The 25,678-nt window shown below is 40.0% G+C and carries 19 protein-coding genes, 1 pseudogene and 1 riboswitch; of the genes and pseudogenes, 9 read left to right on the forward strand and 11 right to left on the reverse strand.

Annotation, left to right across the window (positions count from 1 at the left end; genetic code table 11):
• Positions 1–254: 254 nt before the first annotated feature.
• Positions 255–1,418: a Gfo/Idh/MocA family protein gene (locus tag J2Y03_RS18790; RefSeq protein WP_310196719.1), complete on the reverse strand. Its 1,164-nt coding sequence runs from the start codon at positions 1,416–1,418 to the stop codon at positions 255–257.
• Between the two features lie 225 nt (positions 1,419–1,643).
• Here J2Y03_RS18790 and J2Y03_RS18795 point away from each other — a divergent pair, with 225 nt between their 5' ends.
• The gene (locus J2Y03_RS18795) at positions 1,644–2,417 is read left to right on the forward strand and encodes an IclR family transcriptional regulator (protein ID WP_310196722.1); all 774 of its coding nucleotides are present in this window, start codon (positions 1,644–1,646) and stop codon (positions 2,415–2,417) included.
• Between the two features lie 89 nt (positions 2,418–2,506).
• Here J2Y03_RS18795 and hprK read toward each other — a convergent pair whose 3' ends face one another.
• Both hprK and fabF read right to left on the reverse strand, forming a co-directional pair.
• Positions 2,507–3,439: an HPr(Ser) kinase/phosphatase gene (gene hprK / locus J2Y03_RS18800; RefSeq protein WP_310196725.1), complete on the reverse strand. Its 933-nt coding sequence runs from the start codon at positions 3,437–3,439 to the stop codon at positions 2,507–2,509.
• 98 nt (positions 3,440–3,537) lie between these two features.
• A complete protein-coding gene (gene fabF, locus J2Y03_RS18805) occupies positions 3,538–4,779 on the reverse strand; it encodes a beta-ketoacyl-ACP synthase II (protein ID WP_310196727.1) in 1,242 nt (413 codons plus the stop codon).
• A gap of 525 nt (positions 4,780–5,304) precedes the next feature.
• On the opposite strand from fabF, the gene J2Y03_RS18810 reads away from it, so the two are divergent.
• Positions 5,305–6,963, forward strand: a complete 1,659-nt coding sequence (locus J2Y03_RS18810; protein ID WP_310196730.1) for a peptide ABC transporter substrate-binding protein — start codon at positions 5,305–5,307, stop codon at positions 6,961–6,963.
• Positions 6,964–7,119: 156 nt separating this feature from the next.
• Here J2Y03_RS18810 and J2Y03_RS18815 read toward each other — a convergent pair whose 3' ends face one another.
• From J2Y03_RS18815 to J2Y03_RS18825, 3 genes are all read right to left on the reverse strand, one after another.
• Positions 7,120–7,860: an amino acid ABC transporter ATP-binding protein gene (locus J2Y03_RS18815; RefSeq protein WP_310196734.1), complete on the reverse strand. Its 741-nt coding sequence runs from the start codon at positions 7,858–7,860 to the stop codon at positions 7,120–7,122.
• Positions 7,861–7,880: 20 nt separating this feature from the next.
• Complete coding sequence (locus tag J2Y03_RS18820) at positions 7,881–8,624, reverse strand: amino acid ABC transporter permease (RefSeq protein ID WP_310196737.1); 744 nt, start codon at positions 8,622–8,624, stop codon at positions 7,881–7,883.
• Positions 8,625–8,685: 61 nt separating this feature from the next.
• Entirely contained in the window at positions 8,686–9,522 is an 837-nt protein-coding gene (locus tag J2Y03_RS18825) for a transporter substrate-binding domain-containing protein (protein ID WP_310196740.1), read from the reverse strand.
• Positions 9,523–9,627: 105 nt separating this feature from the next.
• Positions 9,628–9,810, reverse strand: a riboswitch (Lysine riboswitch).
• A gap of 167 nt (positions 9,811–9,977) precedes the next feature.
• On the opposite strand from J2Y03_RS18825, the gene J2Y03_RS18830 reads away from it, so the two are divergent.
• From J2Y03_RS18830 to J2Y03_RS18840, 3 genes are all read left to right on the forward strand, one after another.
• Positions 9,978–10,112, forward strand: coding sequence for a hypothetical protein (locus J2Y03_RS18830; RefSeq protein WP_310196743.1), 135 nt, complete (start codon positions 9,978–9,980; stop codon positions 10,110–10,112).
• Between the two features lie 142 nt (positions 10,113–10,254).
• Positions 10,255–10,659, forward strand: coding sequence for a CidA/LrgA family protein (locus tag J2Y03_RS18835; RefSeq protein ID WP_310196746.1), 405 nt, complete (start codon positions 10,255–10,257; stop codon positions 10,657–10,659).
• Complete coding sequence (locus tag J2Y03_RS18840) at positions 10,629–11,321, forward strand: LrgB family protein (RefSeq protein ID WP_310196749.1); 693 nt, start codon at positions 10,629–10,631, stop codon at positions 11,319–11,321. Before J2Y03_RS18835 ends, J2Y03_RS18840 begins: the two co-directional genes overlap by 31 nt.
• A gap of 270 nt (positions 11,322–11,591) precedes the next feature.
• Here the strand turns inward: J2Y03_RS18840 and J2Y03_RS18845 are convergent, their stop codons facing one another.
• Positions 11,592–11,963, reverse strand: coding sequence for an SGNH/GDSL hydrolase family protein (locus tag J2Y03_RS18845; protein WP_310196752.1), 372 nt, complete (start codon positions 11,961–11,963; stop codon positions 11,592–11,594).
• A gap of 301 nt (positions 11,964–12,264) precedes the next feature.
• Between J2Y03_RS18845 and J2Y03_RS18850 the strand changes: the two genes are divergently transcribed.
• The gene (locus tag J2Y03_RS18850; protein ID WP_310196755.1) at positions 12,265–13,236 is read left to right on the forward strand and encodes an SMP-30/gluconolactonase/LRE family protein; all 972 of its coding nucleotides are present in this window, start codon (positions 12,265–12,267) and stop codon (positions 13,234–13,236) included.
• A 183-nt stretch (positions 13,237–13,419) separates the two neighbouring features.
• Here the strand turns inward: J2Y03_RS18850 and J2Y03_RS18855 are convergent.
• The 4 genes and pseudogenes from J2Y03_RS18855 to J2Y03_RS18870 form a co-directional block, all read right to left on the reverse strand.
• Positions 13,420–13,706, reverse strand: a pseudogene (locus J2Y03_RS18855) (ABC transporter ATP-binding protein); the annotation flags it as partial.
• 254 nt (positions 13,707–13,960) lie between these two features.
• A complete protein-coding gene (locus J2Y03_RS18860) occupies positions 13,961–16,735 on the reverse strand; it encodes a beta-glucosidase (RefSeq protein ID WP_310196760.1) in 2,775 nt (924 codons plus the stop codon).
• 726 nt (positions 16,736–17,461) lie between these two features.
• Positions 17,462–18,007, reverse strand: coding sequence for a histidine phosphatase family protein (locus J2Y03_RS18865; protein WP_310196763.1), 546 nt, complete (start codon positions 18,005–18,007; stop codon positions 17,462–17,464).
• A gap of 217 nt (positions 18,008–18,224) precedes the next feature.
• The gene (locus J2Y03_RS18870) at positions 18,225–20,138 is read right to left on the reverse strand and encodes a PhoX family protein (RefSeq protein ID WP_310196766.1); all 1,914 of its coding nucleotides are present in this window, start codon (positions 20,136–20,138) and stop codon (positions 18,225–18,227) included.
• Positions 20,139–20,607: 469 nt separating this feature from the next.
• On the opposite strand from J2Y03_RS18870, the gene J2Y03_RS18875 reads away from it, so the two are divergent.
• The 3 genes from J2Y03_RS18875 to J2Y03_RS18885 all read left to right on the forward strand — a co-directional run bounded on the left by J2Y03_RS18875 (position 20,608) and on the right by J2Y03_RS18885 (position 25,277).
• Positions 20,608–22,560, forward strand: a complete 1,953-nt coding sequence (locus J2Y03_RS18875) for a bifunctional 2',3'-cyclic-nucleotide 2'-phosphodiesterase/3'-nucleotidase (protein ID WP_310196894.1) — start codon at positions 20,608–20,610, stop codon at positions 22,558–22,560.
• Between the two features lie 537 nt (positions 22,561–23,097).
• Complete coding sequence (locus tag J2Y03_RS18880) at positions 23,098–24,183, forward strand: DUF1611 domain-containing protein (protein WP_310196770.1); 1,086 nt, start codon at positions 23,098–23,100, stop codon at positions 24,181–24,183.
• Positions 24,183–25,277 (forward strand): alanine/ornithine racemase family PLP-dependent enzyme, encoded by a 1,095-nt coding sequence (locus tag J2Y03_RS18885; RefSeq protein ID WP_132087366.1) that lies wholly within the window; start codon positions 24,183–24,185, stop codon positions 25,275–25,277. The genes J2Y03_RS18880 and J2Y03_RS18885 overlap by 1 nt, the downstream gene beginning before the upstream one ends.
• Positions 25,278–25,678: the final 401 nt, after the last annotated feature.

Genomic DNA, 25,678 nt, shown 5'->3' on the forward strand with positions numbered 1-25,678 from the left:
GAATTTTCAACCTAATGTTACCACTTTTAACCAACAAAAATTGTTGTCCTATTTACAGAAAATGTTGCTCAATTATTGTTTATTTAAAGGTAATATCCATTCTAATCCAATAGCAATGAACACAAATACCTACTAACATCCTTTTATTCCCATAATAAAAACCAGTTCAGGATTGAACTGGTTTTATTTGGTTCATTTTATTTATTTTTACCCTGGTCAATAATTTACCAACATAATTAACCTGTGCTATCTATTTAATGCGTCCCCTTGACATCTAAGGTAGTGTTTGTTACATGTTTTTTCTGAAATGTGGATGTGTTGATTTTTTCTTGCAATTTTTCATAGTAAAGGTTTGCATCCACAGGTAAATGGACAGATTCATTTAACCAAGAAGATAGGTAGATAGCATTTGAGATTTCCAGCGCATTTACCCCCTCTTCCCCTGGAGAAAGGAGTGGTGAATCTTTAAGAATAGCTTCCACCCAATTTTGAATAATGATTTTATGATTGTCGTTTTCACTAACAACTGGTATTTCTATTTTTTGAGATTCAGGCATACCAAAACCACCAGTATACGTTGCATTAAATTCACGTTCTGATTGGGCTAATTGGTGGAAAACAAGTTTCTCATCTTCAACCACGATTTTACCGCGGTCACCAACGATCTCAAAGCGGTGCGTACCAGGTGCTTCTCCTGTCGAAGCAATAAAAACACCCGTTGCTCCATTTTCATATTCGATAAATGCAGTTACATCATCTTCCACTTCGATGTCATGGTACTTTCCTAAGCTGCTACTTGCACGAATGCTCTTTGGCATAACGCCCGTCGTCCACTGCAAAATATCTAATTGGTGAACAGCCTGATTGATTAGGACTCCGCCGCCTTCTCCTTCCCACGTTGCTCTCCATTTACTTGAATCGTAATAACTTTGGGGACGGTACGGTGCTGTATAAATTAAATTTGTCCGTTTTAAGTCTCCTACCTGACCTGATTGTACAAGGTCTCTAACTTTTTGATAAAGAGGATTGGCCCTTTGGTTGTACATGATGCTGAACACTTTGCCACTAGACTTCGCTGCAGCATTCATTTCTAGTACATTTTTCGTATAAACACCAGCTGGTTTTTCAATAATAACGTGTTTCCCTTTGGCAAAAGCCTTTTTGGCTAGTTCTGGATGACTATAATGTGGGGTAGCAATAATGACGGCATCAACACCTGATTCATTGAAAAAGGTCTCTTCGTCTTTAAAAATTTTCACATCACCCTGCGTATGAGTTTCCACCCATGCAATCCGGCCTTCATTACTGCTGCAAACCGCCGTTAACATAGCCCCTTTAATTTGGCCTTTATCTAGCATTTCAACATATGAACTGCCCATATTCCCAATTCCGATTACGCCAATTTTAACTATTTTCATCATTTTTCCCTCATTTATATTTTGAATAGTCGTACAAGGAACTATTAAATAGATGCAAATATTAACCACATCGTGGTACATGTGTACCACATATCGGTTACACCTATTATAATAATGATTTGAATCCTATGTCAACATATTCATACTTCTTTATGAAGCTAAAGCCATTGAATCTATGCAAATCTTCGTTATAATAAAATAGATTATGTGGAAGGGGACAACTTTATGAGTACCGATAAACAGGATCAATCGAGAACAGCTAATGTTCAAGTAATTTCTCGTGCAGCCACTATACTGAGGGCTCTTAGAAATCATCCAAAAGGATTAAGCTTGTCGCAGATTGCCAAAGAAGTGGGCATGGCCAGATCAACGGTACAACGTATTGTAACGACTCTTGAACAAGAGAGGTTTGTTACAAGCGCTTCTAGTAATGGCGGTTACCGTCTTGGAGCTGAGATTACAATGCTTGCAGCCGCTGTACATAGTGATTTAAGAGAAGAAATCAGGCCCTTTTTAATAAAACTATCGCATCAAGTCAATGAAACAGTAGACCTCTCCGTGTTAGATAATGGGAAGGTACTTTTTGTTGATCAAATTATCGCCCCGCATCCATTGCAAGCAACTTCCCAGCCTGGCGCCTCTTTTCCATTACATTGCACAGCAAATGGAAAGGCCATACTTGCCTCCTTGCCTCTAGATGAAGTTGAGAAACTGGTACCGGAATCCTTGAAACAATTTAATGAACATACCATTACGATCAGGGAAGAACTGTTCAAGGAGTTAGAATTAATCCGTAAAACGGGGGTATCCTTTGCAAGGGAGGAACACATCGAGGGAATTTGTGCAGTGGGGTCAGTAGTTGTCGATCGTATGGGGAATCTAAGCGCGGTCTCAATTCCGCTCCCATCAACACGTTTTTATGGCAATGAAGATAGGTTGGCAGCCGCCCTTCTTGATACTTGTAAGATGATCAAACAGCACTTTGAGTTCAAACATTGAAAAAGAAATGGCCTCTCGAAAAAATATCGAGAGGCTCCATTTTTAATACCTATTTGTGTTTAAGTTTAACCTAACAGTCTAGCTAACTATTACTTACCGGAAAACGTAATATCCGCTTCAATTCTGCTCATAAATTCTTCTGCTGCGCTGTATCCTTGCTGCTTTAAATACCAGTTATTTGCTGCTGCCTCAATTAAGCCCGCCACATCACGTCCAGGCTGGAGTTGGATTTCCATGGAGGGAATCTTAACACCCATATAATCTGTATAGTTAATTTCCTGATCCAGATCATTATACAAGGCATCCTTTTCCCATTTCGTCAAATTGATATCAAGCGTAATTCGTGTTTCATCTTGAAATGCCTTGCGGCCGTATAAGCGCACTACATTCAATAGCCCAATGCTGCGAAGAGCCAAAAATTCCTTGGTTTTCTCATCATGGGTACCCAGAATCGTTTGCGGACTAAGCTTTTTTAGGACTACAATATCATCCGCTACTAGTCGGTGTCCCCGGCGAATTAATGTGTGGGCAGTCTCGCTTTTCCCTACGCCCGAATTTCCGCGAAGCAAGATCCCAATGCCAGATACATTCATACAAACTCCATGAATAGCAATTTCTGGCGCTAATTCCTTTATCAAAAAAGCATCCAATTTGGTGATAAACTCTGAAGTTATCTCAAGCTTGTTTGTTACTAACAGCGGGATACCCTGTTCTATACAATGATGCGTTAAATAGGTAATATCTTCATCACCAGCGGTTACGATAAAACATGGCGGGTGATAGTGGACGATATTTCCAATCCGAATTTTGCGTTCCTCATTACTTAACTTATGTAAATAGGTAATTTCCTTTTTCCCCAAAATTTGAACTCGTTCAGTTGGAAAAAAATCAAAATGGCCAACAAATTCCAGGCCCGGACGATGCACCCGTGATTGCGTAATCACTTTCTGCAGTTGACCTTCACCAGCCACTACTTTCAATGAAAACTTCTGAACTAAGTTTTCAACTGTAATTTTTTTCACCTATATTCACCCTTTTATTTTTGATTGAAATTACTTTATCTCTTAATAAAAATGACGACTCCTATTGATAGTATCAGGAATCGTCTTTCTAAAACACCTTATTTACTAAATTTTTTAAAAATTAATGTAGCATTATGCCCGCCAAAACCTAATGAGTTTGTTAGGGCGACTTGAATATCCTTCTTCTTAGCCACGTTAGGAACATAATCTAAATCTAATTGTTCATCAGGTGTTTCATAATTAATCGTTGGAGGAAGGATTCCTTCCTTAATGGCTAATAGAGAAAAAATAGCTTCAATCGCTCCCGTAGCTCCAAGCAAATGTCCTGTCATCGATTTGGTCGAACTTACTGAAAGAGTATAAGCATGGTCTTTGAAAACTTCCTTGATGGCTAATGTTTCATTCAAATCGTTATAATAAGTAGATGTTCCGTGGGCATTGATATAATCCACTTGTTCCGGAGAGATTTCAGCATCCGCTATTGCTAGCTTCATAGCCCGCTGTGCACCTTCTCCCTCTGGTGCAGGTGTTGTAATATGATGGGCATCACCTGTAGCACCGTATCCAATCAACTCTCCATATATGTGAGCATTACGTGCTAGAGCATGTTCTAATTCTTCTAATACCACTATCCCAGCTCCTTCCCCGATAACAAACCCATCACGGTTCTTATCAAAAGGACGGCTTGCTGTTTTTGGATCTGGATTTTTCGAAAGAGCGGTCATATTAGAAAACCCAGCAACGGTCATTTCTGTAATCGTTGCTTCTGTTCCGCCGGCAATCATCATTTCCACATCTCCTTTTTGGATCACACGGAATGCATCACCGATTGAATTAGCACCTGATGCGCATGCTGTGACGGAACAATTGTTGATTCCTTTTGCTCCAAGTTCGATAGAGACTTGACCTGCCGCCATATCAGGGATAAACATTGGAATCGTAAATGGATTAACCCTTCTTTGACCTTTTTCAATAAATTTTCGATGCTGCTCCTCGAACTCAGCCAAACCGCCAATTCCTGACCCAATCCAAACTCCGACTCGTTCGGGTTGAATATCCTCGCCGATTTCAATGCCTGCATCCTTTACAGCCATTTTGCTTGCAGCAACAGCGAACTGACTGTAACGGCCCATTCTTCTTGCTTCTTTTCTATCGATAAATTCCTCTGGGGCAAAGTCTTTTACTTCTGCAGCAATCTTAATATCTACTCTTTCCACATCGAACATCGTTGCAGGGGCAATTCCTGAAACACCATTTTTAATGTTGCTCCATGTTGAAAAAGCATCATTCCCCAAAGGAGTAACTGCTCCAATACCAGTAACCACTATTCTTCTTTTCATATGCATCTCTCCCCTATTCAATATTCAAATTATAAGTTACAAATAAAGATTTGTGTGAAAATAACGCTTACAGGTTTGTATCTGTTTAGTTATGAAAGGAAGAATTTCTCCAATAAACGCAAACAAGTCGTGAGATTTCCATATTATTAGCACAGCTTGATATTTTTATGCTTTTTAATTGGAAAATTTCACTATGCTAATTTCAACTATATTGAAACTGTTCCATTTCCTTTATATGCTATATCCATCATGGAAATACGATTCAAATAGAAAAGGTGGATTTACCTATTTTAGAATACTAAGAGAAATTATTATATTAATCTATCATTCTAGCAAAAACTTGAATTCGGAGCAAACAGATGTAGTAAATATACCATGGCGTAACAGAGACCTAAAATTACCAAAAAACGCCATGTAATATCTTTACAAGTAAACTAGTTAATGAGTATAATAAATTTCTATAGTCCGAATATTCTATATATGTATAATATTTGGATAGCAGATAAAATTAGGGGGTAAAAATGAATGAAGGTAAAAAATTGGTTATTACTTTTAACATTTGGATTGGTCCTAAGTGTCCTAGCCGCATGTTCTGGTGATGAGACAAAGGAACCCGCGGGAACAAAAACAGATGACACTGCGGAGGAAAAAGTACTTAATTTTTTGAATCCAGAAGCGATTCCGTCAATGGATCCAGCCTTAGCTACAGATGAGTCTTCCTTTATCTACTTGGCTGCAACAACGGAAGGCCTATACCGACTAGATGAAAAAACACAACCATCTCCTGGAATTGCCACCAGTCATAAAGTAAGTGTCGATGGTCTGACTTGGACATTTACGTTACGCGACGACGCAGTTTGGTCAAATGGGGATAAGGTAACAGCTCATGATTTTGTGTATGCATGGCAGCGTGCCGTTGATCCTGCTACAGCTTCAGAATATGGTCCGTATATGATGAGTGGAGTAATCAAAAATGCTTCTGCTGTAAACAAGGGTGAAGCTGCCGTTGATCAGTTAGGAGTTAAGGCTGACGGTGATTTTACCCTCGTCGTTGAATTAGAAAATCCAACACCATACTTTGAAACATTAACGACATTCGGAACATTCTTCCCGGTAAATAAAAAATTTGTGGAGGAAAAGGGCGATAGTTTTGCAACGAGTTCAGAAAACTTATTAGCAAATGGACCCTACAAAATTTCCAATTGGTCAAGCACAAGCGATTCATGGGAACTAGTGAAGAATGATGATTATTGGGATGCAAAAACAGTAAAAATGGATAAACTGACTTTCAAAGTCGTAAAAGACCCACAAACTGCGCTTGATTTATATGAAGAAGGTACAGTTGATCGTATGGACTTAACATCCGACTTAGTTGACCAATACTCTACAAGTGACGACTATGTAGTTTCAGCAGATACATTTGTTTACTTTTTAAAGTTTAATCAAACTAAATCAGAAGCATTAGCAAATAAGAATATCCGCGCTGCTCTCAGCAGAGCATTTGACAAAGAAGCTTTAGTAGGCGAGATTTTAAACAATGGATCCTTTGCTGCAAACGGCTTGGTTCCGAAAGACTTTACGCCAATGCCTGAAACAGGTGAGGATTTCCGTGAAGTAAGTGGGGACCTTGTTTCCTATGACCTTGCTGCAGCTAAAGATTTCTGGGCAAAAGGATTGCAAGAATTAGGAACGGATTCTGTTGAACTTGAGTTCTTAGCAGATGATGACAAGACAACGAAAAACTTAGTTGAATACGTTGCAAACCAACTTTCAACGAATTTAAAAGGATTAAAGATTAACATTAAACAAATTCCGAAAAAGCAACGTCTTGATTTAGATAAAAATATGGATTATCAACTTCAACTTACCAGATGGGGCCCTGACTTCCTTGATCCATTCACATACATGAACTTATGGATTACAGATGGCGGGAACAATATGACTGGATATTCTAGCGCGGAATATGACAAGTTGGTTAGTGAAACAGCTACAAAATTTGCTACAGATAATAAAGCACGCTATAAAAACTTCTTAGAGGCGGAAAAAGTGCTATTTGAAGATGCAGTAATTGCCCCTGTTTACCAGGCTTCTAGAGCGCAATTAGTATCTCCAAGAATTCAAGGTGTGTTTGTGAACCCATTTGGTGCAACTTACGAATATAAATGGGCAGATGTAGGAGAGTAAGAGTGCTTAGTTAAAATGAAAAGAGAGGGAGAAATGCCATTTGGTATTTCTCCCTCTCTTTTATCGCTTTGAAAAGTCTTATTTACTTATGATACGGTTCTCTGTAAACATCAAAAGGAGGTTCCTTTAACTAGTAAAGAATCAATCATATAATCATTACAATTGTTTTAAAGTACGCTTTAGGAATTCCCTTGTACGATCTTGTGTTGGATGATTGAAAATTTGCTCTGGACTTCCTTCTTCGGCAATAACTCCCTTATCCATAAATACGGCTCGATCAGATACCTCTTTTGCAAATTCCATTTCGTGCGTAACGATCAACATCGTAAGACCTGATTCTGCAAGTTCCTTCATGACTTTTAGAACTTCTCCTACCATTTCTGGATCAAGGGCGGATGTTGGTTCATCAAATAACATCACATCTGGCTCCATGGAAAGTGCTCTTGCAATCGCCACGCGCTGCTTTTGACCGCCGGATAGCTGCCTTGGCTTGGCATTAATATATTTGTCCATTCCAACAACCTTCAAGTACTTCATCGCGACTCTTTCGGCTTCTTCCTTGGAGCGTTTTAATACTTTTACCTGTCCTACCACACAGTTGTTTAGAACATTGTGATTGTTAAATAAGTTAAATTGTTGGAAAACCATGCCTAAATGCTTCCGGTAATTAGCTGCATCGTGCTTGTCATCCAAAATATTTTCACCATGATAGATAATTTGTCCGCCGCTTGGTTTTTCTAAAAGATTAATACAACGAAGAAGAGTTGATTTACCAGAACCTGAGGAACCGATGATGGAGACTACTTCTCCTTTGTTCACCGAAAAATTAATATCTTTTAATACTTCATGCGTTCCAAAGGATTTGTTTAAATGTTGAATATCAATAATCTTATCCATATTCCCTCCTCCTTCTCCCATTATTTTTGATTTACTTCTAAATGTGTATCGTTTCCTATCATCGTATAGTTGTCAGAGCCATCTAATTTCTTTTCAAGGTATAGCAATATTCTTGTTACGATAAAGGTCATCACAAAATAAATCATACATGCTACGAAAAATGACTCAAAATATCTAAAATTATTGCCTGAAATCGATTTTGTCACGAAATATAATTCTGTAACGGAAATAACATTCAGAACGGATGTATCTTTAATATTAATAACAAATTGATTTCCTGTTGCAGGCAGTATATTTCGAATAACCTGTGGCAGTACAACATTCCACATCGTTTGGACATGATTCATTCCTATAGCATGTGCTGCTTCGAACTGTCCCTTATCAATCGAAACAATCCCGCCACGAACAATTTCTGCCATATAGGCTCCTGTATTAATCGATACAACTATAATCGCTGCAACAAAAACATTCATATCTAAACCAAATGCTAGCGCAGAACCATAATAAATAACCATTGCTTGTACGATCATCGGTGTTCCACGGAAGAATTCAATATAGATAGAAAGGATTACGTTAATCAATTTTAAAAATGCTTTTTTCGCTCCGCGTTCAGGTACTGGTATTGTTCGTATTACCCCTGCGAATAATCCAATAACTGCCCCAATAATCGTCCCAGTAAGAGCAATCAAAAGCGTTAAACCTGCACCACGAAGGAACATAGGCCAGTTTTCTGAAATTATTTTAATGACCCACTCAAGACTCATCTTTTATCCTCCTCTACCTAAAACCGACTGTATGTCGAAATACAGTCGGTCTCACCATTTTTTATTGTGCTGCTGGTTGATTCTTAATAGCATTATCCATAATACTTGTGCGTTCTTCCTCTGCGATACCTTTTAAAACTTCATTGATTTTATCTGTAAGGTCACTGCCTTTTTCAAGACCGACAGCGATTGCGGTGTCATCTGCTGATGTTTCAAATCCTTCTTCAAATTCAACCATTACATAGTTTTCATTCGCAGCTGATGCACTAACTCCTTCCGGACGCTCTGAAACGTATCCATCAATCATTCCTGATTCAAGAGCCACCCTCATTGCTGGGAAGTTGTCCATCGCCGTTTTCTTGTCTACACCTTTAATTTGATCAATCACTGAATAGTGGAATGTATTTAATTGAGCTGTAACTTTTGCTCCCTTGAAATCTTGGATAGAAGTAGCGCCTTCAAACTTGCTGCCCTTTTTCACCACCATCACTAAATTTGATGTATAGTAATTATCTGAAAAATCGATTGTTTCTTTACGTTCTGCTGTTGGTGACATGCCAGCAATGATTGCATCAATTTTCCCTGATGTTAATGCTGGTACAAGACCATCCCACTCAGTTTTGACAATCACTAATTCTTTTCCTAACCCTTCAGCCACTTTTTTAGCAATTTCCACATCATAACCACCTGCATATTCTTTCGTGCCACCGATTTTAACGGCACCGTTAGAATCATCGTTTTGAGTCCAGTTAAAAGGAGCATATCCCGCTTCAAGACCCACCTTAAATGTATTATCTTCTGACGATCCAGATTCGGAGCCCTTACTTGTCCCACAACCTGCCAATAGAAGAATGGTTGAAACCAACAAAACTATAAATAATGATAACTTTTTTCTCATCCTGTTTCTCCTCCTGTTTTTTTCTATGAATTACGACGAAAAACGACCTGAGATATACTCAGGTCGCACTATGCGTAGTTGCCCTAAAGTCCTCTCTTTTATCCCTAATGAGATAGCACAACTCAATAAACCGGATAGTTTATTGAGACAGTCCTGCAGCTCTTAACTGCAGACCCAGCATGTAATACTCGAGTATATTACAAACTTCGGCGACATTTCCTTCTCCTTAGCATCACGGCTTCTCAAACTCCACTAAAGACTGTTAAATATCGCGCCTCTACCTCACTGAAAAAAAGTGAGGTCTTATTTAATTATACTTATATACTATAGCATAATATTTAAATATTCAACTGGTATTTAAAAGCAACTTCCATTAAACTAGGACATTGGGTTGTTCCACGTGAAACTATTATCTTTTGTAAAAATGGGGCCGTCTACCTGAGATACTTTAATGGGTGATAAATATAGATAAGATGTTAATTGTTACTAAAAACATAGGGAAGGCATCTGTTTATCAATGGGTATATAATAAGGTAGGTGAGACATTTGTAGCACAACTACTTATACCCATTCTTGACCCGCAAAACTAAGTCAGAACCGTCGGTTGTATCAAATCTTAAGGAGTAATAAGGTGAGAATCTATGAATCTTGCGATTGTTTAACGTTTAGATTTTAAGTCCATTTTTTAGAAAGAAGGTAGGATGTTGTCCCTAATAGAGGGACGCTGCGCATATGAAATTCCTAATCATTGTTTTGCAAATTTGCATTTTATATATTTTTTCCTTCATTGGAAGTGCTATTCAAAACCTTTTTCAACTGGCGATTCCAGGCAGTATTATCGCCCTATTATTACTTTTTATTTGTTTATGTTTAAAAATCATCCCAGTAAGGTTTATAGAGCAGGGTGCAGGTTTTCTGTTAAGTATTTTAACACTATTTTTTATTCCTGCTACAGTCGGTATCATGAATTACCCTTCATTGCTTTCTCTTCACGGTGTCATATTCTTTATAGTTATTCTATTAAGCACCCTAATTACCATTGCAATAGCAGGGACAGCAAGCCAATTTTTTGAAAAGAAGGCACAAAAAAGAAAGGATGAACAGGAATGCAACAAGCACTATTCCCAATTTGGATGATTCTATTAACTGTCATTGCCTTTTTTGTGATGACCCGATTATACAAACGTTTTTCTTATTCGTTTTTCATTCCAGTTTTAACTGCTACCGTCCTGATTATCATCATCCTTGTAGTGCTTAATATTCCTTATAAAAGCTATATGCTAGGCGGACAGTGGATTAACTCTCTTTTGGGACCGGCCGTTGTGGCACTTGCTTATCCTTTGTATAAACAACGTCACTTTTTATTGACTCATATGATTCCTATCTTAGGAGGGGTTTTAATCGGTGCCATTTCTGGGATGGTAAGTGTCAGCATCTTAGCTAAGTTATTTGGAATGAGTCATCCATTAATTCTTTCAATCATCCCTAAATCTCTTACAACCCCTGTTGCAATAGAAGTGGCCAGAGGTTTGGGAGGGAATGCCTCAATGGCGGTTATTAGCGTGATGATTGCTGGCATCTTTGGTGTCATTGCAGCTCCCACGATTTTTAAATTCGCCCGCGTGCATAGTCCCATTGGGAGAGGAATCGCCCTTGGAAGTGCCTCACATGCCTTAGGAACTTCAAAAGCTGCCGAATATGGTGAACTTGCCTTTTCCATGAGCTCTATAACCATGACCTTATGTGCGATAATTGGATCATTTTTAGGACCCATCGTTGTGTGGCTATTCCATATTTAAACGCTTGGATGGAAACAGCTAAGTATGCATTTAAATACGGATTATCAACTCTTCTTCAAATGGTCCTTGAAATTGAAACCAGTGACCCAGCATGTTATAAATACCCACGATGAAAACTGCCTCTATTTATGGTAAGGTTCACCGCTCCTACTTAAGCGGTGGTTTCTATACTCAGTTTTAATTTGAGGTAGAAAAGTGGAATTCCAAGCTAGCATTTTACATTATTAAAAGACTGTTGATTTTACTCAACAGCCTTAAAAATAAATTAAATTAGTCTAATCCTAATGCCTCCAAACCAATCTGAGCTAGCTTTTTATGACCCACAAGTGATGGGTGAATATCTCCAGGTATAAGGTTATTTAACGGATTCAATCCGATTTCATATGCATTTGCAACCACTAAACCTGGATATAAATGCACTAATGTCTCCAATGAATTATTAATTACTATTGTCTCTGCATCTAGGTTTCCTCCACTTGCCACAAAAGCATCCTTTATTGGCTTTAACAAATCATTACTCCCAATATTCAACGTAATATAATCTGCTTTACTAACTGCTTGAATGAACTTTTGATCATTATTTAGCGCATTCAACAGATTTATTGTTTTCCATCCTGGCACAGCAAGGTTTCGAACACGCAAATCTGCTTCTTTCCCGATTAAATATGGAAATGCATCTCTTGAAGGTTCATCAATACTATCGGTGAGGCCGTAAGTAAATCTAAAACTTTTAATATAACAAAATATACATTAATTAAATAGAATAAAAAGTTACTTATTTTTAAATAAACTCAGATATTTCTTTATATTGTGTATATTCATAATATAATGATAAATTTAAACGATATACAGGCTATCATTCCTGTGTGAAAAATCTGAGAGATGAATATATGAAAGATTTATCATTTGACCTTTATAGGTTAAAAAAGGAGGAATGTATAAAATGAAAAAAAGGGCATTAGCGGTAACCGTATTAATCATACTCTCCCTTATTACTGCTACAGTTGTTGGAGCAAAAGCGTTATATGTAACAAAACCAGTGCCAAAAGGGGAAAGACATTCCATTTCTGAAATTGTCCATCCTAATAGTCAGTGGGAAAAGGTAGCTACCGGAAGTGGATTTATGGAGGGCATTAATTTTGACCGAGGCGGAAATATTTGGATGGTTAGTCCGCCTACAGGCGAAATTATTAAGGTCGAGGACGATAAGCTTTCAATCGTAGAAACATATGTAGGGGACCTCCCTGTAGGGACAAAGTTTCACAAGGATGGTCGTCTCTTTATCACGGATGTTACTGGAAAACTTTACTCCTATGACCCTGTCACTAGAAAGCGCACCACCATTGTTGATTCTTACAATGGCAAACCTTTAAATGGACTAAATGACCTCGTATTTGACCAGGCTGGTGGACTTTACTTTACAGAACCAATGGGATCCAGTGCAACGAAACCAATAGGCCGGGTCTTCTACCTGCCGCCAGATGGTTCAGAATTACAGCTTTTCCAAGAAGGTATTGCTTATCCAAATGGAATTGCGATTTCAGCAAACGGTCAGCGTGTTTATATCTCTGAGTTCGCTACAAACCGAATTATCTCTGTACCTTCAAAGAATGCTAAAGACGCGCGTGAAACACCGTTTGTCTTCGGTCAATTTGAAGGCGGAATCGGTCCAGATGGTTTAGCCGTCGATACGGAGGGCAATCTTTATGTAGCCCATTTTCAGGCTGGCGAAATTGTCGTACTGGATGCAAGTGGATTTAAATACGGTACCATTCGCCTGCCTAAGGATGCGGGGACTTTTACCACCAATCTGACTTTTCATAATGGATGCCTTTATGTAACAGAGTCATCAAAAAATGAAGTCTGGCGTATTAAGGTCAAAAAGGAAGGTTTACAGCCTTACGGGTTACAATAGAACTATCAATAATAGAGGTTTTTATGGAAATTTATAGACAGAAACTATAGTTTCTCCCTTCTACAAAAATCTCTCAGATTCTCTGGGGCTGTCACAAAACTTTGTGACAGTCCCTTTTTTGTTGTTTCAAGAGAAGATAACATATTTTTTAATATGGTACCTATTGATAGGATCCAAAGACCCTTAAACATTTGCAACTACTTTTGGCATAGCAACCCAATGCCCCTTATTTATTTCAACGAGCTCGGATTGCTGCAATTGATATTATCTTCATCTGTCTGCTCTTCCATTAACGTTCTTTTCTTCTTCGCTTCGATCTTCGGATCGGGAATTGGGATGGCAGAGAGCAGGGATTTTGTATAGGCATGCTGCGGGTTCGAATAGAGCTCCTCGCTTTCTGCAAGTTCTACGATTTTCCCAGCATACATGACTGCGACACGGTCACTTATATGCTTGACCATCGACAGGTCATCACCAGGCCAAGGGCCACCCACCACGAATGCCTCAGACCTCGCCGGCTGTTCCAAACGGATCCCTTCAACATACCTCTCACATCCTTCCTTGACTCTTTTCGTCCCTCTCGTGGCCCATGTAGGCTTCGAGAAAAAGCAGTGAGCCCGCAGGCCTCGGCTTGATTCGCCGAGCCCGCGGGCTCACTACCTTCGGGATGCCTGACGATCCCTACCGGATCGCCGACGTCATCCCATGGCCAGGGGCCTACCGATTAGAGTTCCCCTTGCCATAGCTGTTGCCATAGCTTTTGCCATTGTTGCCATTGTTGTTGCCATTGTTGTTGCCATTGTTTGTTGCCTTTGTCATTGTTGTTGCCTTTGCCATCGTTGTTGCCTTTGTCATTGTTGTTGCCTTTGCCATCGTTGTTGCCTTTGTCATTGTTGTTGCCTTTGCCATCGTTGTTGCCTTTGCCATCGTTGTTGCCTTTGTCATTGTTGTTGCCTTTGCCATTGTTGTTGCCTTTGTCATTATTGTTGCCTTTGCCATCGTTGTTGCCTTTGCCATCGTTGTTGTCTTTGCCATCGTTGTTGCCTTTATCATTGTTGTTGCCTTTGTTGTTGCCATTGTCATCGTTGTTGCCATTGCCGTTGTCCTTGTTGAGTTTGAGATTCAACGGGATGTCCTTTTCCAGCGGAGTGTCTGCCGAGGAACCACCGACATGCACGCTGTACTTTCCGTCAACGGTAGCCCACTCGCCATCAGCCCAGTTCCCCAGATTGTCCGGGTCTTCCGGAATGAAATAAGAGAACGGGTGGTTGGAATCAGCCTGGTTAATCAACACAGTCACCTGTTGGCTCTCACCGGGCTCAAGGTCAACCTTCTGGAAGTTGACAAGTCGCTTGGTCGGCTGCCCCGCCTCGTCCGGGAGTGTCAGGTAGACCTGTGCCGCTTCGGCGCCGGCAACGTCGCCTGTGTTCGTGATGGTGAAGGACACGTCAATACCAGACAACGAGCCTTTGCCCTGGACCTCCTTGACCTTGAGATCGTCATACTTGAAGGTCGTGTACGACAAGCCGTAACCGAATGGGAAGAGCGGCTTCACGTCGTTAGCCTCGTACCAGCGGTAGCCCATCTCAAGACCCTCGGTGTACTTGGCGATTAGCTGGTCGGAACCGTTACCGTACGGGCCAGGGCCACCTGGCTTGCCGGTGTCTTGACGGGTTCCAGGGTACTGCTCCTCAGTCGCGAAGGCTGCTTCACGCTCGGTCGCACCGAACGTCATAGGCAGCTTACCGGAAGGATTGACTTTACCATAGAGCAAGTTTGCCACGGCATTGCCATCCTCCATGCCTGGGAACCAAGCCTCAAGCACTGCAGGTACCTTATCCAACCATGGCATAAGCACCGTACCGGAAGTCTTCAGAACCACAGCGGTGTTCTCCGCGTTGGCCCCCAAGACCGCATCGATTAGCGGCTCCTGCTCTACCCAGTTCTCTCGATCCGGGTGTTTGTCGAGGTCGATGGCCGGGAAGCCAAGGGTATCGCGGTCCACAGTCTCATGCGGGTTGTCGCCGACCATGAGTAGCACGACGTCGGACTCAGCAGCCAGCTTAGCGGCAGCCTCCGGGTCACGTCCATCGTTATACGTTACTTTGGTATCGTAGCCCAGTTCCTCGATGACATTCTCTAAGCCTTCCTGTGGTGTGACTGTGTAAGGGGTCACGACGTTCTCGTTGTTGTCCCGAACAGAGCGCGGGGACATCTTGGCCTCACCGGCAAACCACTCGAGACCGATCAGCGCAATTGACTTCGGCTCACCGTCCAGTGGCAGGAAGCCGTCATCGTTCTTTAACAGCACTGAGCCTTCCTCGGACATTTTCCGTGCGCTGGCGCCGTTGGCGATTGGATCGACGATCTCCGGCAGGAACTTGTCGTAGGGCTCATCCATGTGGCCGAACTCAATCATCTTGATGTAACGCGGACGAAGTAGATTGTCGATGTCGTCCTCGGTTACCTGACCCGAGTCGAGGACCTCCTGGATCTTCTCTTGGGTGTAGTACTGTGGTGCCCAATCTAGCTCGACATTCATACCCGCCTTAATGGCTGAGACCGTGTCGTGAATCGCACGGCGGTCACTCATGACGTAACCATCGAAGCCCCACTTGTTCCTTAGTGCATCTTGGAGCAGTTCAGAGCTGTCACAGGCAAAGGTGCCGTTGACATCCGGGAACGAGCACATCACGGAGGCAGGGTCAGCATCCTTGACGGTCATCTCGAACGGCAGCATGTACAGCTCGTTCATGGCCTTTGAGGGAACCTGAACACCCATCGTCCATCGCTCGGTCTCCTGCTCATTGCCGGCCAGGTGCTTAAGCTGGGCCTGGACCCCCTGGTCCTGGATGCCCTTGACTTGCTGTGTCGCCAGGGTACCCGTCAGGTACGGGTCCTCACTGAAGTACTCATAGTTCCGGCCATTGTATGGGTGACGCACGAGGTTCATGCCCGGTCCGAGCAGCACGTGATGCGCGAAGGCCCGTGTCTCCTCGCCAAGAATCCGGCCGGCCTCATAGTTCAGCCCACGGTCGAAGGTCGCGGCCATAGCCAGGGTGGACGGCAATCCCGTCGCCTCCGGATCATTGCCACACGATCCGCCCTTCACGCCCGTACCACCGTTGGTCATCCGAACTGTGGGGATGCCCAGTTCCTCGTTCCCACGGATCTGCCGGCCGGTGTCCTGCCACTCACACCCGGGCAGGGTACCCTGGGGAGCAAATTCTCCGTTCATATACTTGCTACTACCGCCCCTTTTGATGATTACCGTTTCACCAGTGTCATTCTCATTAAAGCGCGAGATGGCAATTTGCTGGATCTTCTGTTCCATCGTCATCGCATCGAGAAGCAACTCGGTGCGCTCCTCAGCAGAGAGCTGGGTGTTCATCCAGGGTCTCGTCCCTTCCGTTCCACCGTTCATCGCATTAGTAGGAATTACTAACGCAGACATGAAGATCATTGCTGTCAAAAAAATTAAAGTAATGCGTTTTATCATCTTATTTCTCCCTTACTATGTATTTGTCTATTAGTATTTAAATAATTCGTTTTGTCATCTCCCTTACTAACTACTAAGTCTATTAGTATAGAGAAAAACTATTACGCTAGTATGAACCCTTAATTACAGTACAATAACAAATACCACGAGATTAGTAATGCTCCCAAAGTCCTGAAGAGGATCAAGTATCCTCCATGAAACACCCTCATATTTGAACTCGGTACACGTATTCCAATCGTTTGTATGAGAATTTCTTAAAGGATATAAAAGTAGAATTAAGATTCAGAAGGGACTTTACTATTCAAATTTCAGAGAAATATTTTTCTGAGATAGCAATTTGAAGAGTTCCAAAAGGAGGATTTTATATTTGGCTTAGATTGCAATCAGGAGTTTCCACTCGAAAACTATTTTATTTAACTCTTCGAGATAGGATTTTATTAAATCCGGGAAGTGTGTATGATAAAAATGATGATCAGCACCTTCGTATATCCTATTCTTATGCTTAAATGGATCAACTAGAAAAAGGGCTAATTTATTTAGCACAACTTATTAAAAATTCTTCTATGAATTGAACTTTCCGTTGAGGATACCATATTAATAAGATACGTATCCTTTATTTTTATAAAAGGCTATTTAATAACTCCTTATCTAGGACAAGTTCAACTCTCTGCTTTACCACTATTTGTGATACGGTTAACTTCTACTTTTCTGGTAAAGAACCTTCTTCTAACTATCTAATTTACTCCAATCTGTTAAAGATAATAGACGAACAACTTCATAACCATTTCCTTCCCCTTTAGGCTTTATAATAACTGTCCCCATATAGGGTATTTGCCCTAAACCTACCCCTTCTGGGAAACTGTGCGCAACAATAACTTTATTTCTCCCCTCTACTGGAATTGTTTCCAAAACAGACCTAAAATTATTTAAAATTCTTTGTCTATCACTACTAGGTAAATTTCCATTCAACCTATATATCTCAAACCAAAATGGATTAACTTGAACATGGCCACTTCCAAATGCTAACTGCGCTGTTTCTATTGTCCTGCAAAAGGGACTTGCGGAAGCAGGGGATTGAATCGGTATTTGTAAGTAACGAAGAATCTTTCCATAGTAAATAGCCTGCCAACGTCCCTTTTCAGAAAGATTTCCTTGGGTTAAACAGTCTTGAAAGTTTAAATAGGGTAAATCTCTTCCAACGGTCGCTTCCCCATGCCTTGCATATAATATAAATCCACCTTTTCTAAGGGAATTAAGTAACGATCCATTCAAAGCAATCTTCTCCTTTCATGTAAACATCTTAGTTTACTGCTAATGTATGTTATGGATTATTAATCAGTTTAAAAAAAACAAACAGGAATAATTAAAACCTTTTCCTGTTTGTTTTTTAGCATAGCAATCAAATGAATGGAAGAAAAAACAGTGCCTGCCACTACCCGAATAATGTCGATGAATTCGACAAAAAGTGGGTAGTGACAGGCACTTATATCTATTTATTCTTTGGCATTTTCGTTACAGATGGCATACCAGAGATATAACCAATACCGCCTGTTTTATTAATACCAATTTGTTCGTCAACAGCTTTAAGTAGTTCTTCTTTATTAACAGCTGTAATGGACTTACCTTCTACTTCATCACCAGGATGCTGGAAATTACTGAAAATGTATGAGAATCCATTGCGGTCATCAGCAGCAAATAATCCAGTTGCTTCCGCTCCTGCTGGAACAGATAAAATACGCTCTAATTCTTTTGTATCAACATTATAAGCCCAAACGAAGTTATTTGTGTGGTTACCACTATCTTCACCAATAAAGAGAGTTCTCATTGCTTCAGAGTAACTTAAGTTATCTGGATTCGCTACTTTATCTACATTTGCAGTGTTTCCATATGCATCAGCTGCAGGAAGGTCTTCCCCTACTACCAAACCAGACATGGATGGTGCTACATACGAGCTATTAATAGCATTTCCATTGCTATCTTTTTGGCCGCCTCGCAAGTCTAATTGATAGGTCACACCCGCTTTAATTTTTGGTAATTGAATATGGTCTGCTGGATCTTTACCAGTTGAATCTTTTTCCATCGCCTTACTTTGATCGGAGATGGCAATATATACTTTTTTATCCTTTTCGTTTAGTGCTAAACCTTCCATTTTGTTAAATTCTGTAGTCGCACCAAGCATGGCAGCATAACGGCGTGTTTCAAGGAAAGCTGCTGCTTTTTCTTTGCCAGGTTTAAGTTTTAGGTACTCAACTTTACCTTCATTTGAGTATGTTTTAATCGCAGTAAAACCTTCTTTAGGAGCATCTGAAGTTTCAAAAATATCATTGAATGTAATGCCGCTATCAATAATATCTTTCACTTCTTTATCCGTTGCATGTCCTAAATTAATCCATTGTAAATCTCCTGAGCCACCGTTTTCAGTACCTGTTTGTTTGAATGTTGCTGCATAGAGTGTACCGGATGATAAATCTTTTTCTTTGTCAGCTACATACATAAACATTCCTGTATTGCCACCATCATCACCGTAAAAAACAGTTTTGTTATCAGGCATTACTTTAGCTAACTCATGAGAGAAGCGTCCTGTACTGTAATGTTTTTCAACTGATGTTTTACCATTTTTACCTACTGTAATTTCAGGAGTATAGCCATAGAAATAAGGATTAGCCTTTGCTTTATCTCCGAAATAGAATTGAGAGAATGTTTCAACTTGACTTCTTACTTTCGAAGTTGGGTTTAAGAAAAGACGTGCATCTGGTTCGTACTCTTCAGAACCTAAATGTGTATTCCATGGAGATAATGATCCGTTACATGGAATCCAAAGTCCATCTACTGCTGAAAAATCAATTTTTTCAACATTGACAGGTTTAAGTTCACCTGTTTTTTTGTCCTGTTCCATCTCCGTTAAAGACATAGATGCTGGAACTAAACCGTAAGCTGATTGACCGGCAGCATCAATCGTTTGATATTCATAGTGTGTAACCATATAAAGTTTGCCGTTAATAGGCATTAATAAGCTGTTTGAATCCGGAGCATCAGAGACAAAGTATTCTCCGTTTGTGCCGCTTGGATCCTTAATTGGATTTCCATTTACATCAATAGGTGTACCTGCAGGAACTTTTTCACCTTTAACTGTCGCTACCTTATCTTCTGATTTAAATAGGTAGTTGTAAGTCAGGGGAAATGTTTTTACTTTTCCATTGATATATTTCACATCAACGGTTGCATTTGTATATGTTTTTACCATTTCATCAATCGTTGCAGGTGCTTGCATTCCATTAAATCTAACAGATTCTATTTTATTGTTATTCTGAGAAGCCGCAAATGCCGGTGTTACGGCTGGAATAGTAATAGCTAAAGCAAGTGCTAAAGTAGCCCCTTTTTTCACAAGTTTCTTATTAATCATCTAATAAATCCTCCTAATAGATTAATAGTTTACTGTTCAATTAAACACGATAATTGTTAAGGAAATGTTAATTTGATGTATAGTTTTTATTAGTTTTAAGCATCAACTAACGCCCACGTAAAATAGCCTTTAGGAGTTTTTCCCTATGCCTAACCGTTCTAAAAATTGGATAAGTTCCAAATAATATTATTATTCCAGCAAAGATTATTCTTATTAATTCTACTGCTTTCGCCTTTTCAGAGAAAGAAACGGAGATGTAGAACCTTCTTCGGCTACACATCACAGGAATTTAGAACTAATTATTTACACTAAGTTTACGAACTTTTAAGAATACTCCAGCCTAAAGGCACATTTATGTATAGGAACTTCTCTATATAATTTAAATTGTTTGAAAAAAAACATTTAAAAGGAGCTGTTTCCGTTGAAAAAACCGTTATTTCAAGCAGGTAAGAGATTAGCTGCAACTACTATGGCATTATCCGTTTTAGCTGCTCCCCTTTCGTATCATACTGTGATGGCTGCCAAGCCCGATCAGACAGGAAAACACGAGGTATCCTTAAGGATTCTTGGGACGACAGATATTCACACTAATATTTATAACTATGATTATTATAAGGATGCTGGGACGCTGGAATTTGGTCTTGCCAATACAGCTACCCTTATCAAGGAAGCGAGAGCGGAAGCGAAAAACACTCTCCTTTTTGACAATGGTGACCTAATTCAAGGAAACCCGCTTGGCGATTATAAAGCAAGAGTGGACAAACTTGAGGAGGGAGAACTTCATCCAGTCTTTCAAGCAATGAAGCAATTAGACTATGATGCAGCAACTGTTGGAAACCATGAGTTTAATTATGGACTAGAGTTCCTTGATGAAGTATTGGACGATGCTCCAATGCCTTATGTTAGTGCCAATGTGTTTAAGGATGATCACGATAACGACCCATCCAATGATGAACATTACTTCAAACCTTATACTATTTTAAAGAAGAAAGTAGTAGACGACAGAGGGAAAACGCAAGTGATTAAAGTGGGTGTAATCGGGGCTGTCGCTCCGCAAATCACTCAATGGGATAAAGCCCATCTTGCTGGTAAAGTGACCACGAAGGATATTGTAAAATCAGTCGAAGCACAAATCCCGAAAATGAAAGAAGAAGGCGCTGATCTAATTATTGCCCTGGCCCACACTGGAATTGGCGATGAAAAAGTCAGTGAGATGGAGGAAAATGCCGCCTACGACCTGACAAAGATAGAAGGCATCGACGCCATTATTTCTGGTCATAGTCATTCCACATTCCCAGGAAACTATGGAAATCTGCCGGGAGTAGATACTGAAAAAGGGACGATCAACGGGGTACCTGTTGTAATGGCAGGGAGCTGGGGAAGCCACCTTGGTGTCATTGATTTAAAAATTGCGAAAGAAAAAGGGAAATGGCTAGTTAAAGATTCTGAGTCAGAATTACGAGCTATTTATGATAAAACAACGAAAACAAGCTTGGCGGAGCCTGATACTGAAGTATTAGAAGCTGTTAAAGAAGCACACGAAGAAACCATTAAGTATATCCGCCAGCCGGTGGGAACTACGACAGCAGATATTCACAGCTATTTTGCCCTTGCTCAGGATGACCCTTCGATCCAAATTGTGACAAACGCTCAAAAGTGGTATGTGGAGAAAAAAGTGAAGGGTACCTCTGATGAAAATCTGCCAATTCTTTCTGCAGGTGCGCCATTTAAAGCAGGCTTTGGAGGCGACTATACGTATATTCCAGCAGGAACGATTGCAATTAAAAATGTGGCAGATCTTTATCTTTATCCAAACACGGTTGCTGCGATTAAAATTACCGGTGCGGATGTAAAGGAATGGCTTGAAATGTCCGCCGGTCAGTTTAATCAAATTGACCCAACTTCAGCTAAAGAGCAGCCATTAATTAATAGCAGCTATCCAACCTATAACTATGACGTGATAGATGGAGTAACGTATGAAATTGATGTAACAGTGCCGGCTAAGTATGACAGAAATGGCAATCTGGTTCATGGTGAGGCAAACCGTATTAAAAATTTACAGTACAACGGCCAGCCGATTGATCTTGAACAGGAATTCCTTGTTGCAACAAACAACTACCGTGCAGGCGGCAATTTCCCTGGAGTCAGAAACCAAACAGCCGTCGAAATGTACCCAGACGAAAACCGCCAGGCAATCATTGATTATATTCAGGAACAACAAACCATTGACCCGTCTGCTGATGAAAACTGGACCTTCGCCCCTGTTACAAAAGAAGTAAAGGTTGTATTTGAATCTTCTCTAAACGCACAAAATACGATTTCACCTAAAAGTGGGATTAAATTTATCGGCGAAACCGCAAACGGATCTGGAAAGTATTCTTTGAAACTGCTAGTTGCCGAGTCTCAGCTGATTTTGAAATAGTCGTGTCAAAATGACAGGAAATATTAGTATTTTATTAGAAGAGTACCTGGTCCAACCGGGTACTCTCTCTTTCATGAGTAAATAAAGTCTAGAAACATATGAGAGACTCATTCACTTCATCCATGTCGCCATTAGGATACATAAATGAAACAGTTCTATTTTCACATATGATAATTGAACCTTCGGCTAATCCGTTCGGTCTACTTATGTTGATAACCCATTAACCATCGTTAATTTTTGACAATGCTCAGGTTTAACATCACGATTAGGATTGAATCCCCAGACTCTCTTAGCTACTATCGCAATAAAAGGAAGGAAAAAGGGATACAAATTTCACTTTTGAAGGCTATAGGTGTATAGTTGAACATGCAGGATAAAATTTTACAATAAATGCCAGTATTTTAGTTTGCAACGAAAAAATAGAAACTATTCTCAACGAACATCTATTTTCCTAGAATGGGACTTCTTCCTACTTTTAGGAGCGATTCAGATGTTCTTTTTTTATAGTTTAATTGAATCGACATGGAGGAAAAATTATTGAAGAAACATGCCATTATTTATTGTGAAAATCAATTTAGTTCCATGGACGGAAAGACCGCAAACGGATTAATACGTGAACCGGGAAATTACTCAATCACTGCAGTCATTGACAGTACAAAAAAGGGAAAAGATTCAGGGGAATTTTTAGATAACAAAAGGAACGGTATTCCCTTATGCGGAGACCTTGGAGAAGCCATCACATGTTCAAAGCAAAAACCAGAGTATTTTATCTTCGGGATTGCTCCAGCTGATGCCTTTTTAAAAGAAAGCGAAAGAAAAATAATGATTCAAGCCATGCAGGCTGGAATGAATATTATTAATCCACTTCAGGAATTTCTTACAGAAGATGAAGAAATGATGGACTACTCCACGCGGTATGGTGTAGAAATTTATGATATTCGGAAACCTAAACCAAAAAAGGAATGGAAATTATTTACCGGGAAAATCTTAGAAATATCAACTCCAATTATAACAGTGCTAGGTACTGATGGTGCTTGTGGGAAACGAACAACTGCCATTATCATTGAAAAGGGACTTCAGGAAAGAGGATATAAAACAGCTTTTATTGCAACAGGACAAACAGGACTAATTCAAGGGGCTGACTATGGATTTGCAATGGACGCATTTCCATTACAATATGTGATTGGTGAACTAGAAAGTGAAGTAGTCAGAGCAAATGAAATAGAACATCCGGACATTATTATAGTAGAAGGACAGGGTGCCTTAAGTCATCCAGCCTATGCAAGTTCATGTGGAATTCTAAGAGGTGCCAGGCCGAACGCAGTTATACTACAGCATCCGCCAAAAAGAAAATTTCTAGGGGACTTCCCTTTTGTGAAAATGCCAAGTGTGCAAAGTGAAATAGAATTGATTGAGAATTTCAGCCAGGCAAAGGTAATTGCTATTACACTGAATCATGAAGGAATGACCGACCAGGAATTAAAACATACAATCCTCGAATATGAGCGCACATTTCATCTTCCGGTATCTGATGTTTTGAAAACTGATTATAATAAAATCATTGATCCTATTATTGAATTCTTCCCATCCTTAAAAAACAAGGTAGAAGTTGTTGTATCATAATGGGCATTAACCCAAGAATTGAAATTAACCTTGAAAAAATAAGACATAATGCAATGATTTTAAAAGAATTGTATGGAAAGCAAGAGATTCAAATTACTGGGGTAGTTAAAGGGGTGGTTGCCAGCCCCAAAGTGGCTAAGGTCCTAATTGAAAGCGGTATCAAAAGTCTTGCCGATTCAAAAATATCTAATATAGAAAAAATGAAAAAGGCTAAGTTAAAAGCAACCTTTATTTTATTGCGCACCCCCGCAATGAGTGAAGTTCAAAAGGTCGTAGAGTATGCAGATATCAGCATGAATACAGAACTTGAAGTAATTCGGGCTTTGTCAGCTGAAGCTGTAAGACAAGAGAAAATACATCAAATTATACTAATGGTAGAAATGGGAGACTTAAGAGAAGGCATTATGTTGAAAGATGTCCCTGCATTTATTCAGCAGGTTCTAAATATGCCATGTATTCAGATAGCCGGTATCAGTACAAACCTCGCCTGCTATGGAGGGGTCATCCCGACAGAACAAAAAATGCACGTGTTTTCTTCCTTTGTAAAAAACATAAAAAGGAAATTCGCCTTACGGCTCCCCTATGTTTCAGGCGGAAATTCAGCTAACTACAATTGGCTGATGAATACGAAAGATGTAGGAGAAGTCAATAATATTCGCCTAGGTGAATCCATTCTTTTAGGACGTGAGACTGTAAATGGAAAATTGATTCCAAAATTATTTTCTGACGCCTTTTGCTTTATTGCTGAAGTAATTGAATCTAAATTAAAACCATCTGTTCCATTTGGAACTCAGGGGAAAAATGCATTTGGCGAAATCGTATCGTTTCAAGATCGCGGGATAATTAGACGAGCAATTCTTGGAGTTGGTCGACAAGACATACTCGTTTCGGGGTTAACTCCCCTTAAGATTTTTGACATACTCGGTTCTAGTAGTGATCATATCATCTTGGATGCAAAAAAAATCAATTTAAAACCAGGTGATGAAGTTGCATTCTCCCTTGACTACGGTGCAATGCTTTCTGCCATGACCTCCCCTTACGTTAATAAAATATTTACCTTTAGAGATGCTAAAATTAGCCCGGAATCTGGTTAAAAATAGCAATTTCTAAAACCTTACTTTCCTCAAATACATTCAAAATTTATTTGATTAACTTTATTAAAAACACAATATAGAGAAAAAATATAATACAAAAAAGATGCCGCTTAAGAAAAAATCTTAACATCAGGTGCATGGTGGTTACTCTTTTTCATCTTATTCTGTCCGAATTAGGCTCCCTTTCAGACTCGATTAGTCTTTGTCCATCTTATTCTGTCAGAATGGGGCCTGCTTTCAGACTCGTTCACTCTATGTTGCAACTGATCTCCATTACATATTTCATTACATACTAAGCTTTATTTAATAGAAAAAACCGCCTCTATTTATGGTACGGTTCCCCGTAACGCATCTAATTGAGGTTCCAACAAAAAGAATGCTAAGATCAAAGCACCCAAGAC

Origin of the sequence: Neobacillus niacini (assembly GCF_031457145.1) — a bacterium.
In the GTDB taxonomy this organism is placed as follows: domain Bacteria; phylum Bacillota; class Bacilli; order Bacillales; family Cytobacillaceae; genus Neobacillus; species Neobacillus niacini_J.